The organism is Pseudomonas sp. B10 (genome assembly GCF_900156235.1).
GTDB lineage: Bacteria > Pseudomonadota > Gammaproteobacteria > Pseudomonadales > Pseudomonadaceae > Aquipseudomonas > Aquipseudomonas siliginis.
The window spans coordinates 5,512,259-5,529,365 of sequence record NZ_LT707063.1; the positions used below are offsets into that span (position 1 = coordinate 5,512,259).

The window sequence follows — 17,107 nt, forward strand, 5'->3', positions numbered from 1 at the left end:
ATTCGTGCCAAAAACCGCTGAGTGGGCACTCCGCCATGACCGTGCATTTGCGCTACACTGCGCCGCTTGTGCAGATCGATAGAGTTTGAAGGACAACCATGACGTTCAAGGCGCCGGACAGCCTCGCCGAGCAAATCGCTCACCACCTCGCCGAACGCATCATTCGTGGCGAAATGAAGCCGGGAGAGCGCATCCAGGAACAGAAGGTCACGCTGGCGCTCAACGTCAGCCGCGGTTCGGTCCGCGAAGCCTTGCTGATCCTCGAGCGCCGTCACCTGATCGCGATCCTGCCGCGTCGTGGCGCCCACGTTACCGAGCTGACGCCGCACAAGGTGCAGAGCCTGTGCACGCTGATGAGCGAGTTGTACATCCTGCTCGGCAATTCCGTGGCCAACGGCTGGCAAGTGCAGTCGGACATGGCGCCCTTCGTGCAGATTCAGCAGCGCCTGACCGCCAATTACGAACGCGGCGATATCCGCAGCTTCGTCGATGACAGCTTCGCGGTGATGCGCGCCGCCTATCCGTTTGCCAACAATCCGTACCTGCAAGAAACCGTCGAGAACCTCCAGCCGGCGATGAGCCGCGCGTATTTCCTCGCCCTCGAACAGCGCAAGGCGGAAATGAGCGAGTTCCTCGAACTGTTCGAACGCTTGCTCGCCGCCGTACTCGCCCGTGATTTGCCGCAGATCCGCATCGTGCTCACGGCGTATGCCCAGCGCAGCTGCGATCTGGTGGTGTCTGCGCTGACGGTTGCCTGAGCGTGCGGCTGAAGTGCATCAAACTGGCGGGGTTCAAATCCTTCGTCGACCCGACCACGGTGAACTTCCCCAGTAACATGGCGGCGGTCGTCGGGCCGAACGGTTGCGGCAAGTCGAACATCATCGACGCCGTGCGCTGGGTGATGGGCGAAAGTTCGGCGAAGAACCTCCGTGGCGAGTCGATGACCGACGTCATCTTCAATGGCTCGACCAGCCGCAAACCGGTGAGCCAGGCCAGTATCGAACTGGTCTTCGACAACTCAGACGGCACGCTGCTCGGCGAATACGCGGCCTATGCGGAAATTTCCATCCGCCGCAAAGTCACCCGCGACAGCCAGACCACCTATTACCTCAACGGCACCAAATGCCGTCGGCGCGACATCACCGATATTTTCCTCGGCACCGGCCTCGGTCCGCGCAGCTACTCGATCATCGAACAGGGGATGATCTCCAAGCTGATCGAATCCAAGCCCGAAGACCTGCGTAACTTCATCGAAGAAGCCGCCGGCATCTCGAAATATAAAGAGCGCCGCCGCGAGACCGAGAACCGCATCCGTCGCACCCACGAAAACCTCGCCCGCCTGACCGACCTGCGCGAAGAGCTGGAGCGCCAGCTCGAGCGCCTGCACCGTCAGGCCGAGGCGGCGAAAAAGTATCAGGAACTCAAGGCCGAAGAGCGTCAGCTCAAGGCGCAACTGTCGGCCCTGCGCTGGCAGGATCTCAATGAGCAGGTCGGTCAGCGCGAGTCGATCATTGGCAATCAGGAGGTCAGTTTCGAAGCGCTGGTCGCTGAACAGCGTAACGCTGATGCGGCCATCGAACGCCTGCGCGACGGTCACCATGATCTGTCCGAGCGCTTCAATCTGGTGCAGGGCCGCTTCTATTCGGTCGGCGGCGACATCGCCCGGGTCGAGCAGAGCATTCAGCACGGCCAGCAGCGGTTGCGTCAGTTGCAGGACGATCTGAAAGAAGCCGAGCGCGCGCGTCTGGAAACTGAATCGCATCTGGGCCACGACCGCACGCTGTTGCTGACCCTCGGCGAAGAACTGGACATGCTCACCCCCGAGCAGGAAGTCACCAGTGCCGCCGCCGAGGAAGCCGCTGCGGCCCTCGAAGAAGCCGAAACCACCATGCACGGCTGGCAGGAGCAGTGGGATGCTTTCAACCTGACCGCTGCCGAACCGCGCCGTCAGGCTGAAGTCCAGCAGTCGCGGATCCAGCAGCTGGAAAGCAGCATGGAGCGTCTGGCTGACCGACAGAAGCGCCTCGCTGAAGAGCGCGCGTTGCTGTCCGCCGACCCGGAAGACGCGGCGATCATGGCGCTCAACGAGCAGCTCGCCGAGTCCGAAGCGACCCTCGAAGATTTGCAGACCAGCGAAGAAGCGCAGGTCGAAAAGCTTGAACAACTGCGTCAGGAATTACAGCAAGCGTTGACCGCACAGCAGCAGGCGCAGGGCGATCTGCAGCGGCTCAACGGTCGTTTGGCGTCGCTGGAAGCCTTGCAGCAAGCGGCGCTCGATCCGGGCACCGGCACCGCCGAATGGTTAAAGGAACACAACCTCGCCGAGCGTCCGCGCCTGGCCGAAGGCCTTAAGGTCGAGGCCGGTTGGGAACTGGCGGTGGAAACCGTGCTCGGCGCCGATCTGCAAGCGGTGCTGGTCGACGATTTCAGCGGCTTCGATCTGTCCGGTTTCACTCAAGGCGATTTGCGCCTGCTCAGCCCGGCCAGCGATGGCGTGCGGGTGGCGGGCAGCCTGCTGGACAAAGTCGAGGCGCAGATCGATCTGTCGCCGTGGCTCGGCCAGGTCAAACCGGTCGACAGCCTTGAACAGGCGCTGGCGTTGCGCGGTCAGTTGAGCGCCGGGCAAAGCCTGATCAGTCGCGATGGCTATTGGGTCGGTCGGCACTTCTTGCGTGTACGTCGCGCCAGCGAAGCGGAAAGCGGCATGCTCGCCCGTGGCCAGGAAATCGAAGACTTGCAGCTTGAGCGCGAGGAGCGTGAAGCCACGGTCGAGGCCATGGAGACCCGCCTGCAAACCCTGCGCGCGCAACAGCGCCAGCAGGAAAACGGCCGCGAACATCTGCGCCGCTTGCTGCAGGACGAAGCGCGCCAGCAAGGCGAACTGAAAGCGCAGTTGTCCGCCGGTAAGGCCAAAGCCGAACAGCTGACATTGCGCCGCACCCGTCTCGATGAAGAACTGGTCGAGCTCGCCGAACAGCGCGAGCTTGAGCACGAGCAGGTCGGCGAAGCGCGCATGAATTTGCAGGAAGCGCTGGATTCCATGGCGCTCGACACCGAGCAGCGCGAGTTGCTGCTGGCCCAGCGCGACAGCCTGCGCGAACGCCTCGATCGCGTGCGTCAGGAAGCGCGGCAGCACAAGGATCACGCCCATCAATTGGCCGTGCGTCTCGGCTCGTTGCGCGCCCAGCATGACTCCACGCGACAGGCGCTGGAGCGTCTGGAGATGCAGGCCGAGCGCCTGACTGAAAAGCGCGAACAGTTGAGTCTGAATCTGGAGGAGGGTGAGGCGCCGCTGGAAGAGCTGCGTCTGAAACTCGAAGAACTGCTCGATAAGCGCATGACCGTCGATGAAGAGCTCAAGACCGCGCAGATCGCCCTGGAAGACGCCGATCGTGAATTGCGCGACGCGGAAAAACGCCGCACCCAGGCCGAGCAGCAATCGCAGTTGATTCGCGGCCAGCTCGAACAGCAACGCATGGAATGGCAGGCGCTGACCGTACGGCGCAAGGCTTTGCAGGATCAATTGCTTGAGGACGGCTACGATCTCAACGGCGTGCTCGCCACATTGACCGCACAAGCCAGTGAACGCGAGGCCGAAGAAGAACTCGAACGCATCAATGCGCGGATTCAGCGCCTGGGTGCAATCAACCTCGCGGCCATCGATGAATACACGCAACAATCGGAGCGTAAACGTTATCTGGATGCGCAGGACGCCGATCTGGTCGAGGCGCTGGAGACGCTGGAAAACGTCATCCGCAAGATCGACAAGGAAACCCGAAACCGTTTCAAAGATACCTTTGATCAGATCAACGGTGGTTTGCAGGCACTTTTCCCGAAAGTTTTCGGTGGCGGGCGCGCGTATTTGGAACTGACGGGCGAAGATCTACTCGATACAGGGGTGACGATCATGGCGCAGCCGCCCGGGAAGAAGAACAGCACCATCCATTTGCTCTCCGGCGGCGAAAAAGCCCTGACTGCACTGGCCCTGGTTTTTGCCATCTTCAAGTTGAATCCGGCGCCGTTCTGCATGCTCGATGAGGTTGACGCGCCACTGGATGACGCTAACGTTGGACGCTACGCACGCTTGGTCAAAGAGATGTCGCAGACCGTGCAGTTCATCTACATCACCCACAACAAGATCGCCATGGAAATGGCCGAGCAGTTGATGGGTGTGACGATGCATGAACCGGGCTGTTCGCGACTGGTGGCGGTGGATGTCGAGGAGGCGATGGCGATGGTGGACGCCTAGCGGCGCCGCTGCAAGTTACAAGCTCCAAGCTGCAAGTGGACGGCTTGTGGCTTGGAGCTTAAAGCTTGTAGCTGCGAAGCCTTTGATCGTGCTAGTTTAATGTCAATTTTTCGTATACGTGGGCAAAACGCCTGTCAGAACATAGAGTTGGCGCCACGTTTTAAAGCGGTTTACGCAGTGTAAACCCCTTATTTTTCAGCATTTTTTATAGAGGCACGGGATTACATGGAAATCGGTCTGCGCGAGTGGCTGATCGTCATCGGCATCATTGTGATAGCCGGTATTCTTTTCGATGGCTGGCGCCGTATGCGTGGCGGCAAGGGAAAGCTGAAATTCCGTCTCGACCGGAGCCTGTCCAATCTGCCGGACGAGGACACCAGCGCCGAGCTGTTGGGCCCGGCCCGCGTCCTGGATACGCACAAAGAGCCGCAACTGGACGAGCACGATCTGCCGTCGGTGAGCATGCCCAACCGCGAAGCCCGCGAGCCGCGCGAGTCCGGTTCGAAACGTGGCAAGCGCGGCAGCAACGGCCCGGCGCAGGGCGACCTCAACCTCGACCTCGATCTGGACGGCGGCCCGAGCTTCAGCAGCCGTGACGACGATTTCGCCGAAGACAGCAAGCCTGCAGCGGCCGTGGCGGAAAAAGATCAGCCGCAAGCCGAAGAAGTCCTGGTGATCAGCGTGATCTGCCGCGACCCGGCCGGCTTCAAAGGCCCTGCGCTGCTTCAGAACATTCTCGAAAGCGGCCTGCGTTTCGGCGAGATGGACATTTTCCACCGCCACGAAAGCATGGCCGGCAACGGCGAAGTACTGTTCTCCATGGCCAACGCGGTCAAGCCGGGTATCTTTGACCTGGACGACATCGACCACTTCAGCACTCCGGCGGTGAGCTTCTTCCTCGGTCTGCCAGGCCCGCGTCATCCGAAGCAGGCTTTCGACGTGATGGTCGCGGCAGCCCGCAAGCTGTCGCAGGAACTGAACGGCGAACTGAAAGACGATCAGCGCAGCGTACTGACCGCGCAGACGATTGAGCATTACCGTCAGCGCATCGTCGAATTCGAACGCCGCGCATTGACCCAGAAGCGCTAAGGCCAGATCAAAAGATCGCAGCCTTCGGCAGCTCCTACAGAGGATCGCGATACTGTAGGAGCTGACGAGTGCAACGAGGCTGCGATCTTCTGGCCCCGCCGCCGATAATGGAATAAAACTGGAGCAGCCTCGGCTGCTCTTTTGCTTTATGAGAGAACACCCATGACCGCCGCCAAAACCCGCATTCTAGAGCTGCGCGCTGAGCTGGATCAGCACAACTATCGCTATCACGTTCTCGACGAGCCGAGCATTCCCGATGCCGAGTACGACCGCTTGTTCCACGAGCTCAAGGCACTGGAAGCGGCCAACCCGGAACTGATCACCAGCGACTCGCCGACCCAGCGCGTCGGCAGCATGGCGCTGACCGCGTTCACTCAGGTGCGTCACGAAATCCCGATGCTCAGCCTCGGCAACGCCTTCGAAGAATCCGACATGCGCGAATTCGATCGCCGCGTCAACGAAGGCCTCGACGTGCCGGCCGGCGATCTGTTCGGTGGCGGCGCGGCGGTGGAATACAGCTGCGAGCCGAAGCTCGATGGCCTGGCGGTCAGCCTGCTGTATCAGGACGGTCTGTTGGTGCGCGGCGCCACCCGTGGCGATGGCACCACCGGCGAGGACATCAGCGTCAACGTGCGTACCGTGCGCAATATTCCGCTGAAGCTGCACGGCGAAGGCTGGCCGGCGACGCTGGAAGTGCGCGGTGAAGTGTTCATGTCCAAGGCGGGTTTCGAGCGCCTCAATGCTTCGCAACTGGAAATCGGCGGCAAGACCTTCGCCAACCCGCGTAACGCGGCAGCAGGCAGCCTGCGCCAGCTCGACTCGAAGGTCACCGCCAACCGGCCGCTGGAATTCTGCTGCTATGGCATCGGTCAGGTGTCTCACGATATCGCCGACACCCACATCGGCAACCTCAAGCAGTTGCAGAAGTGGGGCATGCCGATCAGTCACGAACTGAAGCTGGCCAAGGGCATCGATGAGTGCCTGGAGTATTACCGCGACATCGGCGAGCGCCGTAACTCGCTGGCCTATGAAATCGATGGCGTGGTGTTTAAGGTCAACAGCATCGCCGACCAGCGTGAACTGGGCTTCCGCGCCCGCGAGCCGCGCTGGGCGATCGCGCACAAATTCCCGGCGATGGAAGAACTTACCGAGCTGCTCGACGTGGAATTCCAGGTCGGCCGCACCGGTGCGGTGACTCCGGTGGCGCGTCTGAAACCGGTGAAAGTCGCCGGCGTCACCGTGGCCAACGCCACATTGCACAACATGGACGAAGTCGCGCGGCTGGGCCTGATGATCGGCGACACGGTGATCATTCGCCGCGCCGGTGATGTGATTCCGCAAGTGGTGCAGGTAGTTACCGAGCGTCGCCCAGATGACGCGCGCCCGGTCGCCATTCCTCAAAGCTGCCCGGTGTGCGGCTCGCACGTCGAACGCACGCAACTGGTCAAGCGCAGCAAGGGCAAGGAAACCTTCAGCGAAGGCGCGGTCTATCGCTGCGTCGGCCGACTGGCCTGCGGTGCGCAACTGAAACAGGCGATCATTCACTTCGTCTCGCGTCGGGCTATGGATATCGAAGGCTTGGGCGACAAGAGCGTCGAGCAGCTGGTCGACGAAGGCCTGGTCAGCTCGCCCGCCGATCTGTATGCGCTGAAATTCGACGACATCGTCGATCTGGAAGGCTTTGCCGAGGTATCGAGCAACAAGCTTCTCAAAGCCATTGAAGACAGCAAGCAACCGAGCCTGGCACGTCTCATCTACGCCCTCGGCATCCCCGATGTCGGTGAAGAAACGGCCAAGGTGCTGGCGCGCTCGCTGGGTTCGCTGGAGCGCGTGCAACAGGCCTTGCCGCATGTGCTGACCTACCTGCCGGATGTCGGCCTGGAAGTGGCGCACGAGATCCACAGTTTCTTTGAGGATGCGCACAACCGGCAGGTCATCAGCGAATTGCTCGGCCATGGTTTGCAGATTCAGGATCAGGGCGAACTGGGCGCCGAATTCGCCGCCAGTACCACGCTGGGCGGCTTGCTCGACAAACTGCACATTCCTTTCGTTGGCCCCGGTGGTGCGCAGAAACTCGCCGACCGCTTCGGCTCGCTGGAAGCGGTGATGAACGCTGACTGGCTGGACATGCGTCAGGCATTGCCGGAGAAGCAGGCCAACTCGGTGCGCGAATTCTTCGCCTCGCCTGAGCATCGGCAACTGGCCGAGCGGGCCGAGCAGCAGCTGCGCGATTTCGGCATGCATTGGCAGAGCGAGAAGAAAGTCGTCGACGGTCTGCCGTTGTCCGGCGAAACCTGGGTGCTGACCGGCAAGGTCGAATTGATGAGCCGGGATGTGGCCAAGGATCATCTGGAAAGCCTGGGTGCCAAGGTCGCCGGTTCGGTGTCGGCGAAAACCCATTGCGTGGTCGCAGGGCCGGGTGCCGGCTCGAAACTGACCAAGGCCAACGAGCTGGGGGTGAAGGTCATGGACGAGGAAGCGTTTATCGCCTTCCTCAAAACCCACGGCGTCCCTGTCTGACCGGATGAGCCCCTGTGGCGAGGGGATTTACCCCTGTCCGGATGGACACCTGTGGCGAGGGGATTTATCCCCGTTCGGCGACACCCGTGGCGAGGGGATTTATCCCCGCTGGGTTGCGCAGCGACCCCAAAACCCTGCGACCGATCATTTCATCTGTATCGCGTGTACGGTTTTTTTGCGACTGCTGCGCAGTCGAGCGGGGATAAATCCCCTCGCCACAACGGCGGTGTCACTCAGGAGCGGGCTATATTCGGGAACGATGTTGTCTTCAGAATGATCTAGTCTTGGCCAGTCCCAGGGAGAGATCGCCATGCACCGCTTTTTCGAGCAGCTCAGTTCCCGCATCATCGCGCCGTTCGTGGCCGGATCCTCGCGCAACAGCAAAGTCTGGCCGTGCCGTTGCGGCCAGTCGCTGTTCTTTCGCAACAGTCAGTGCCTGGCCTGTAACGCCTTGCTTGGCTATCAACCAGAAGAAAGTCGCCTGACCTCGCTGCAGCCGGGGCCGGAAGAGGGCACCTGGACGCTCGACGCCGATCCCGACGCCGGACTGTTCCGCCGCTGCGCCAACCTCGACATGCCCGCCGCGTGCAATTGGCTGCTGCCGGCCAACGATCACGACACCTTGTGCATCGCTTGCAGCCTTAACCGCACCATTCCCGACCTGTCCGTCACGGAAAATCCCGAACGCTGGCGCAAGGTCGAAATCGCCAAGCGTCGACTGGTCGCGCAACTGATCACCCTCGGCTTGCCGGTCATCCCGAAAACCACGGATGAAGAAACCGGGCTGGCGTTCGACTTCATCGGTGTCGACCTCGAAGGCAACGCGCCGATGACCGGCCATGCCAACGGCCTGATCACCCTCGACATCAAAGAGGCCGACGATGCGCACCGTGAGCAGGTCAGGGCGGCGATGCACGAACCTTACCGCACGCTGCTCGGGCATTTTCGCCATGAGGTCGGCCACTACTACTGGGATCGCCTCATCGCCAACGGCCCTTGGCTGGACGCGTTCCGCAATCTGTTCGGCGACGAGCGCGCCAGTTACGCCGAGGCGCTGGACCGGCATTACCAGCAAGGCGCGCCGCTGGACTGGCCGCAGCACTACGTCAGTGCCTACGCGACCATGCACCCATGGGAAGACTGGGCGGAAACCTGGGCGCATTACCTGCACATGATGGATGCGGTCGACACGGCGCTGGGCTTCGGCATGAGCGCGCGGGAAATGGACTTCGACTATCAGCCGTTTCCCACCAGCACCCTGTACGACCCCGAGCATCCCGGCGGTGGCGCTTTCCTGTCATTCGTCAATGCGTGGATCGAACTGGCCGGCATGCTCAACGAACTGTCGCGCAGCATGGGCCAGCCGGATTTCTACCCGTTCGTACTGCCGGCGGCGGCGATCGCCAAGTTGCACTTCATTCATCTGGTGATCCAGCAGGCGGGCGGCAGGGCGGATGAGGTGCTGGCCTTGTAGGTGTCGCAGGCCGTGATGTTTATGTCTTTGAAGCCGTTCAGGTTTTTTATCTGCAACCAACGGTTGTAAGTTCATCTCAGACAGGTACAATGGCGCGGCTCGCCGACAGGCAAGCGTCGTTATGGTGACCCCATCGGTCCCCCCGCAACGATTACCCGTGAACCTGGTCAGATCCGGAAGGAAGCAGCCACAGCGGGAACATTGTGTGCCGGGGTGTGGCTGGTGGGGGCACCACCTTAACGAACCAACCAAGGATTCAAAGAGAACTGCATGGGTTTCGCCCACTGCGGTTTTTTTATGCCTGCGATTTGGCTAGTGGCGTTGCTCCGCCATCAGAAACGCGCGGATCAGCAGCGCAGCGCCCCGGTACCCGTGCGGCTGTTGAAGGCGAACAGTGGCATACTCCCTCGCCTGGCATTGAGAGGTAAGGCAAGTGGGTGAAATTGACGATCTGACCCGGGAAAAACTGCGCGAATGGCAGTTACGTCGTCTGGAAGTCAAAGCGCAGATGCAGGATCAGCCCGAGCGCACGCTGGAGTTGTCGCGAGTGCTCGACCTGATGGATGAGGAGCACGCCGCGATTCTGGCGGCTTCGACCGTGTTCAACGCGGCTGAAGAAACTGCGCAGCCGCTCGCGGTGCAGGACCAGCCCGTCATCACTGAATCGGTGGCCGGCCAGTACGACCTGCAACTGCACGCCAGCGCTCAAAACCCTGAACACCTGCGCAAACTGCTGGAAATGGCGCTCTACGAAGTGCAGGCGCAGATCGATGCGGGGGCGATGGCCAGCGGCACTGAACGACGTGGCATGTCCGGCACGCTCGGCGGCTACTCCTTCGAGCTGCGGATCAGCCCCGAGTCCAGCCGTGAGGGAAACTTGCCGCAGTCCCATGAAATGCACGACCAGAATGACCAGGACTGATCTGGTGTTGTATTAAAGCCCAGGCGGCGAGGTTGTATGCACCCGGAACATTTTGATTTGGCCACCCCGGTATTTCTGCCCATCACCCATGATGTGTGTACGGCGCTGTTGCAGCCCGAGGGTGTCGCGACACTGGCCAGCCTGAGCGACCCGGAACTGGCGGCAGTGCTGGTCATCCAGAACCTCGCCCAGGCCACGGAACAGGATTTGAGCGCCAGCGCAGCGGAGAAGATTCTCGCCAGACTCATTGACTGGTCTGTCACCTCTCGGCGCACCGGATCGGCGGGACTGCTTGCAGAGGCGCGGCGTCTGTTCGATTCGCGCAAATTGTATTTCGGCCTCAATGCGCTCAAAGGCCTGAACCTGCGCTTTCTCATGGCCGATGAAGTCGCCGCGCAGGCATTTCTGTTGCCCGGCGGGCAATGGGATGTGGACTACAAAGTCCGCCACCAGCAACAGAACAACCCGTTTCGCCAGCAAATGGTCACGCCACGCGAGCGTGAACACTGGTTAAGCGCGGCGCAGGACAAACTGCTGCGAACCTTCCGAGCCAACCTCGACGAAGACCTACACGTGCAGGGCTATGCGGGCATCGGCAAGAGCTACATGCTCAGCGCACTGATCGAATGCCTGCGCTCGAAACGCACACTGGTGCTGGCGCGCACCCCGGCGAAACTGGCGACGCTGCGCAAGCACATCGCCCAAGTGCACAACACTGAGATCGGTCAGACGTTTTTCGACTTTGCCCAGGCCCAGCTGCTTGGCCCCCGGTTTCATATGGCCAAGGCGCCCGCGCGGATTCCGAGCAAGCCGGCGCTGGCGCAGGAGTTGAATATCTTCGGCTTTCGTCACCACGACGGGCCAGGCACCCTCGAAGTTTGCCTGCGCGTGCTGGAGCTGTATTGCGCCTCCAGAGACCACACGCTGTCCGCTAGGCATCTGCCGCACTTCCAGCAGCCCTTGACCGGCATGGACGCCCAGGCGCTGTTGGAGTACTCCAGTCGCCTGTGGGTCTATCTCGAGGCCAATCCGGCCTGGGCCAGCCAGAGCGGTTTTCAGACGTTGCTCATGATCAAGCGCGCCAGTCTCGCCGGTTGCCGCGTCCCGCCGCGCTACACCCATGTGATCATCGACGAAAGCCAGGACGTGCCGGCGTCGCTGCTGCAAATCATCGAGCGCGGGCAGCAGGTGCTGATCACCCTCGGCGATGAATATCAGCAGGCCACGGGCGAGGCGCCCAAGCGCAAGCGTGAAGTCCGTCAGAGCGATATCTGCTATTCGGTGCGTTCGGGGCGCAATGTCGAGCGCCTGGTCAATCCGCTGATCTCGCGCCACACGCACAAGAGCAAAGTGCCGTTCGAAGGCGCTCGTCACGCCGACGTCGATATCGAGTACTACCCGCAAGCCTTCGTACCGCCCGAAGGTTGCGTGGTGCTGACCGCGTCACCGTGGGACACTATGATGTGGGCCATCCATCTGCACGACTCCAGTTGCGCCTTCAGTTTTCCCGACAGGGAAGCGCAGGACGACATCAAACATTTCATGACCACCGCCATCGAACTGTTCCGCCGCGATTTCTACAACGCCGGGTCCAGCGAAAAGGGGCCGCATCCGTATTTCAGCGACATGGCCGATTGGCGGCAAGTGCGTGAGGCCAACCGTTTCGATGAAGCTTTTTTGTGGATCGAAGCGCAACTGCAAAACGGCTTCATGATTGCCGACCTGACGCGACTGAGCCAAAAGATCATCGAGCCGGGCAAGGCCTGTCTGTTGATGATGGCCGAGCAGGCCGGCGGCATGGAATTCAAGCGCGTGCTGTTGACCCGGACGTTGCTCAGTAACGAGAAATTCAAGGACGCCTACGAGTTCGATCAGCGCATTTGTGCTGTGTACATCGCCGTGTCCCGTGCCCGGCAGCAGCTTTATCTGCCTTATGACGTGGTGGAATGGATCGATTATCACCACAGCCGCGAGCCGAAATTCCGCGAATCGCACGGTTATTGACCCGGCCAACCCTGTGGGAGCGAGCCTGCTCGCGAAGGCGTCGGCGTGTTCAACAACTGTGTCGCCTGACATACCGCTTTCGCGAGCAGGCTCGCTCCCACAGGCGGTTAGGGTGTGGTTGAAGAGGCGCCGGTGTACAACCGGATAATGTCGTCGATCTCGCCGGACATTTTCATTCGCAGCAGCGTGCGCAGGATCCGTTGCACCGGCACCTTCGGGTCGTTCCTCACATAGCAGCCAATATTCTGTTCCTGCAGCACCGCGACCCCTTGCAACTGCTGCTCCGGCAGCAGGCGCTGATTGATCCAGTCCAGTGTCCACTGATTGCTCACCGCATAGCGGTATCGCCCGGCCAACAGCTTTTCCAGTACCTGTTCCTGATTGCGCGCGTCTTCGCGTTGCAACTGGTCAGCGTCGAACAGCGGTTGCAGGGTAGGGTAGCTGTAACCGAGGACGGTGCCGATGGCCTGGCGCGGCAGCCGGGCGGGATCGATCTGCGCCGGTTGCTCCTTGCGGCTGACCAGCAGGTCGCGCTGAAACCACAACGGCACGCTCCAGATGTAATCGCCGGACTGATTCGGCAACCACGACTGTGCGGCATAGCAGCGCACATCGATGTCGCCGTGTTCCATGGCGCTCTGTACCCGCGCGCGCGGCAGGACGACGAATTGCGCTGGCGCACCAACCTGGGTCGCCAGGCTGAGCAGGGCGTCGTGCAGGATGCCCTGGGTAGGTCTGCCGCCTTGCAGTTGCATCATCGGCATCGCCCAACTGTCCGGCACGGCGAAGCGCAACGGCGCTTGCGCTGCCATCGCGTTGAGGCTGATACCCAGCAATGCCGCCACGGCCCACCGCATAGACGCTCCGGTAATTCCCCATCCCGAGCTGATAAAAGCCTCTGCTGATGCAGCTTAGCCATATTAGACGAGGACACCGGATGCAATTTTGCCCTTGCTCCGCTAGCATTAGCCGCTTCTGCTTCCTTCGCTGCGACGGTTTTCGATGAGTTATCAGGTTCTTGCACGTAAATGGCGTCCACGCTCGTTCCGCGAAATGGTCGGCCAGACCCATGTGCTCAAGGCTCTGATCAATGCCTTGGACAGCCAACGGCTGCACCACGCCTACCTGTTCACCGGGACGCGCGGGGTCGGCAAGACCACCATCGCGCGGATCATTGCCAAGTGCCTGAACTGCGAGACAGGTATCACCTCCAGCCCCTGCGGCGAGTGTTCGGTATGCCGCGAGATCGATGAAGGCCGTTTTGTCGACCTGATCGAGATCGACGCCGCCAGCCGCACCAAGGTCGAAGACACCCGCGAACTGCTCGATAACGTGCAGTACGCGCCAAGCCGTGGGCGCTTCAAGGTCTACCTGATCGACGAAGTGCACATGCTTTCCAGCCATTCCTTCAATGCGCTGTTGAAAACCCTCGAAGAGCCGCCGCCCTACGTCAAGTTCATCCTGGCGACCACCGATCCGCAGAAACTTCCGGCAACGATTCTTTCGCGTTGCCTGCAGTTCTCCCTGAAGAACATGACGCCCGAGCGTGTGGTCGAGCATTTGACCCACGTGCTCACGGCGGAGAACGTACCGTTCGAAGACGATGCACTGTGGCTGCTTGGTCGTGCGGCTGACGGCTCGATGCGCGACGCCATGAGCCTGACCGATCAGGCCATCGCGTTCGGTGAAGGCAAGGTCCTCGCGACCGACGTGCGGGCCATGCTCGGCACACTGGATCACGGTCAGGTCTATGACGTGCTGCATGCGCTGATCGAGGGCGATGCCAAGGCGCTGCTCGAAGCCGTGCGTCACTTGGCCGAGCAAGGTCCGGACTGGAACGGCGTGCTCTCGGAAATTCTCAACGTGCTGCACCGCGTGGCCATCGCTCAGGCGCTGCCGGAAGGCGTCGACAATGGCCATGGCGACCGTGATCGCGTATTGGCCCTGGCCCAGGCGTTGCCGGCCGAAGATGTGCAGTTCTATTACCAGATGGGTCTGATTGGTCGCCGCGACTTGCCGCTGGCGCCGGACCCGCGTGGCGGTTTCGAGATGGTCTTGCTGCGGATGCTCGCGTTCCGCCCGGCGGATACGGCGGACGCGCCGAGGCAACCGCTAAAGCCAGTGGGGATCAGCCAGGCCACAGTTGATTCCGCAAACTCAGTGGCTGCCGCGCCGAAGCCTGCGCCGGTGGTCGCTGCGGCTGCGGCTGCTGCGCCAGCACCCGCGCCCGCACCGGTAGCAGCGCCGGCTGCCGAGCCAGAACCTGTGGCGCCGGTTGTCGAAGCGCAACCGGAGCCTGAGCCAGTCGCCGTCGAAACCGTGGTCGATTTGCCATGGAACGACCCGGTGGAAGCCGAGCCCGAGCCGGCACCAGTACAGCAACCCGCCGTCGAACCGGTGCTGGAAACTGCTGGCGAGCAGCCTGAATTGCCGCCGATGCCGCTGCCGACCCCGGACAGCGTGGTCCCGGATGCGCCGGAGTGGGCCGCTGCGCCAATTCCCGAGCCGTCCGTCGCTGACGTCGATGCCGCTACACCAGGCATGGACATGGACGATGAACCGCCGCTGGATGAGGACTACATCGAGCCGGACATGGATTCGGCCTACAGCTACCTCGACGAACTGGCCAGCGAACACGCCGCCGATCCTGAGCCTGAACCCGAGCCGGAACCTGCCGCCGCGCCGGCCACCGGTCTGGCCCTGCAATGGCTGGAGCTGTTCCCGAAGCTGCCGATTTCCGGCATGACCGGCAGCATCGCCGCCAACTGCACATTGATTGCGGTCGATGGCGATCACTGGCTGATGCACCTCGATCCGGCCCACAGCGCACTGTTCAACGCCACGCAACAGCGTCGTCTCAACGACGCGTTGAACCAGTTCCACGGGCGCACGCTGACGCTGACCATCGAGCTGATCAAGCCCGAGCAGGAAACCCCGGCCCAGGCCGCCTCCCGCCGCCGCGCCAATCGCCAGCGTGAGGCGGAGGAATCGATCCACGGTGATCCGTTCATCCAGCAGATGGTTCAGCAGTTCGGCGCGGTGGTGCGAAGCGATACTATTGAACCTGTCGACGCCTTGGTCACCCAAGGCTAATAACTGAAGGTGCTCGGCCAAGATGGCCGGGCGCTGTTTTATCCAAGTACGTTTGAGGTGATTCCCATGATGAAAGGTGGCATGGCCGGCCTGATGAAGCAGGCGCAGCAGATGCAGGAAAAAATGGCCAAGATGCAGGAAGAACTGGCCAACGCCGAAGTCACCGGCAAGGCCGGCGGCGACATGGTCACCGTGGTGATGACCGGTCGTCACGACGTTAAAAGCGTGAGTATCGACCCAAGCCTGGTCGAAGGCCTGAGCGAAGACGACAAAGAGATGCTGGAAGCCGTGGTCGCCGCCGCCGTCAACGACGCCGTGCGCAAGATCGAAGCCAACAGCCAGGAAAAAATGGGCAGCATGACCGCCGGCATGAACCTGCCAGCGGGTATGAAACTGCCGTTCTGATTCGCCTTTGGGCGACAGATGAGCTACACAAAATGCCAGGCATTGCGCCTGGCATTTTTGTTTCTGCGCGGCGCGGATCGTTCCTACGCTCTGCGTGGGAATGCCTCTGGGGACGCTCCGCGTTCCAGCTTGCGATTGGGACGCGGAGCGTCCCGGGCTGCATTCCCACGCAGAGCGTGGGAACGATCAGTGGGAGCGAGCCTCGGTCAAAACTGCAGAAACATCGAACACACCACCGCTACCAAGGTCTGCTCCCTATACACCGAATTCCCCCATTCACAGGAGACGCTGACATGTCCGACCCTCTCACCCTCAATCAACGCTTCGTCCTCGCCTCGCGCCCGACCGGCGCGCCGACCCCGGAGAACTTCCGTCTCGAGCGCGAGGCATTGCCCGATCTGCAGGACGGTCAGGTATTGCTGAAAACCCTGTACCTGTCGCTCGACCCGTACATGCGCGGGCGTATGAGCGACGCACCGTCCTACGCTGCGCCAGTGCAAATCGGCGAAGTCATGACCGGTGGTGCGGTCAGCCGGGTCGAGCAGTCCAATCATCCGAAATTCCACACCGGTGATCTGGTGGTTGGCGCCACCGGTTGGCAGAGCCACAGCATCAGCGACGGCCGCAACATCATGCCGATCCCGGCCGGCCTGCCGAGCCCGTCGATGGCCCTCGGGGTGCTGGGTATGCCGGGCATGACCGCGTACATGGGCCTGATGGACATCGGCCAGCCGAAAGAGGGTGAAACCCTGGTAGTGGCTGCGGCGTCCGGCGCCGTCGGCTCGGTGGTCGGGCAAGTGGCGAAGATCAAAGGTCTGCGTGCGGTCGGCGTGGCCGGTGGGGCCGAGAAGTGCAAATACGTGGTCGAGGAGCTGGGTTTTGATGCCTGCATCGACCACAAGGCCGATGACTTCGCCGAACAGTTGGCCAAAGCCTGTCCGAACGGCATCGACATTTATTATGAGAACGTCGGCGGCCATGTCTTCGATGCCGTCGTGCCGTTGCTCAACCCCAAGGCGCGCATCCCGTTGTGCGGCCTGATCGCCGGCTACAACGCCGCCGAGGCGCCGACCGGCCCGGATCGCCTGCCGATGCTGCAACGCACTTTGCTCACCAAGCGTGTGCGTATTCAGGGCTTCATCGTCTTCGACGATTACGGTGATCGTCAGCCGGAATTCATCAGCCACATGGTGCCGTGGGTACGCGACGGTAAGGTGAAATTCCGCGAGGACGTGGTCGAAGGCCTGGAGCAGGCGCCTGAGGCGTTCATCGGTCTGCTGGAAGGGCGCAACTTCGGCAAACTGGTGGTCCGGGTCGCCCAGGACTGAGGATTTGACGCTGGCCAGAGGCG

11 protein-coding genes and 1 other RNA gene are annotated in these 17,107 nt (G+C 61.6%); 11 read left to right on the plus strand and 1 reads right to left on the minus strand.

The window, feature by feature from the left end; genetic code table 11:
* Positions 1 to 98: 98 nt before the first annotated feature.
* From BXA01_RS25025 to BXA01_RS25060, 8 genes are all read left to right on the plus strand, one after another.
* On the plus strand, positions 99 to 758 hold the full coding sequence (locus tag BXA01_RS25025) for a GntR family transcriptional regulator (RefSeq protein WP_039763015.1): 660 nt from the start codon (positions 99 to 101) through the stop codon (positions 756 to 758).
* A 2-nt stretch (positions 759 to 760) separates the two neighbouring features.
* Positions 761 to 4,249, plus strand: a complete 3,489-nt coding sequence (gene smc, locus BXA01_RS25030; protein ID WP_076566933.1) for a chromosome segregation protein SMC — start codon at positions 761 to 763, stop codon at positions 4,247 to 4,249.
* Between the two features lie 225 nt (positions 4,250 to 4,474).
* Positions 4,475 to 5,338: a cell division protein ZipA gene (gene zipA / locus BXA01_RS25035; RefSeq protein ID WP_016773851.1), complete on the plus strand. Its 864-nt coding sequence runs from the start codon at positions 4,475 to 4,477 to the stop codon at positions 5,336 to 5,338.
* Between the two features lie 162 nt (positions 5,339 to 5,500).
* Positions 5,501 to 7,858, plus strand: coding sequence for an NAD-dependent DNA ligase LigA (gene ligA / locus BXA01_RS25040; protein WP_076566936.1), 2,358 nt, complete (start codon positions 5,501 to 5,503; stop codon positions 7,856 to 7,858).
* A 310-nt stretch (positions 7,859 to 8,168) separates the two neighbouring features.
* Complete coding sequence (locus BXA01_RS25045; protein WP_076566939.1) at positions 8,169 to 9,332, plus strand: zinc-binding metallopeptidase family protein; 1,164 nt, start codon at positions 8,169 to 8,171, stop codon at positions 9,330 to 9,332.
* Positions 9,333 to 9,463: 131 nt separating this feature from the next.
* Positions 9,464 to 9,560, plus strand: an RNA gene (gene ffs, locus BXA01_RS25050) — signal recognition particle sRNA small type.
* Between the two features lie 205 nt (positions 9,561 to 9,765).
* Positions 9,766 to 10,254: a hypothetical protein gene (locus BXA01_RS27170; protein ID WP_076566942.1), complete on the plus strand. Its 489-nt coding sequence runs from the start codon at positions 9,766 to 9,768 to the stop codon at positions 10,252 to 10,254.
* Positions 10,255 to 10,290: 36 nt separating this feature from the next.
* Positions 10,291 to 12,258 carry a hypothetical protein gene (locus BXA01_RS25060; RefSeq protein ID WP_076566944.1) on the plus strand — a complete coding sequence of 656 codons (1,968 nt, stop codon included), beginning with the start codon at positions 10,291 to 10,293 and terminating at the stop codon, positions 12,256 to 12,258.
* Between the two features lie 107 nt (positions 12,259 to 12,365).
* Here BXA01_RS25060 and BXA01_RS25070 read toward each other — a convergent pair whose 3' ends face one another.
* Positions 12,366 to 13,115, minus strand: a complete 750-nt coding sequence (locus tag BXA01_RS25070; protein ID WP_056784211.1) for a substrate-binding periplasmic protein — start codon at positions 13,113 to 13,115, stop codon at positions 12,366 to 12,368.
* Positions 13,116 to 13,260: 145 nt separating this feature from the next.
* Between BXA01_RS25070 and dnaX the strand changes: the two genes are divergently transcribed.
* From dnaX to BXA01_RS25090, 3 genes are all read left to right on the plus strand, one after another.
* Positions 13,261 to 15,351 (plus strand): DNA polymerase III subunit gamma/tau, encoded by a 2,091-nt coding sequence (dnaX, locus tag BXA01_RS25075; RefSeq protein WP_076566949.1) that lies wholly within the window; start codon positions 13,261 to 13,263, stop codon positions 15,349 to 15,351.
* Positions 15,352 to 15,417: 66 nt separating this feature from the next.
* Positions 15,418 to 15,756: a YbaB/EbfC family nucleoid-associated protein gene (locus tag BXA01_RS25080; RefSeq protein ID WP_003223337.1), complete on the plus strand. Its 339-nt coding sequence runs from the start codon at positions 15,418 to 15,420 to the stop codon at positions 15,754 to 15,756.
* 293 nt (positions 15,757 to 16,049) lie between these two features.
* Entirely contained in the window at positions 16,050 to 17,084 is a 1,035-nt protein-coding gene (locus BXA01_RS25090) for an NADP-dependent oxidoreductase (protein WP_016773860.1), read from the plus strand.
* Positions 17,085 to 17,107: the final 23 nt, after the last annotated feature.